Origin of the sequence: Leifsonia sp. SIMBA_070, assembly GCF_046534635.1 — a bacterium.
Taxonomy (GTDB): Bacteria; Actinomycetota; Actinomycetes; order Actinomycetales; family Microbacteriaceae; genus Leifsonia.
Map to the genome: position 1 here is coordinate 1 of NZ_JAWRYK010000915.1, position 237 is coordinate 237.

The window sequence follows — 237 nt, forward strand, 5'->3', positions numbered from 1 at the left end:
GGTTTCGGGTGTGGATGTGAAGATCGTGCTGCATGTGATCGCTGATCAGGCCACCGTTGATGGTCGCGCCGAGAATCCGGGCTTCATGGATGGGCACAGCGTGATCTCCGGCGATCATGTCCGAGATATCGCTGAGCGCCCGGAAACGGTGCAGCGGCCGATGGGCAACAAGACCGAACCTGCGCCGACCGAGGAGGAGACGCCAAAACCGAAGCGGCCGAGGATATACATGCGCGG

1 protein-coding gene is annotated in these 237 nt (G+C 61.6%); it reads left to right on the top strand.

The genetic code is table 11. The features are described from left to right. Positions 1–16: 16 nt before the first annotated feature. On the top strand, positions 17–237 hold a 221-nt coding region (locus SB754_RS22865), incomplete at its 3' end, for a hypothetical protein (RefSeq protein WP_410784549.1).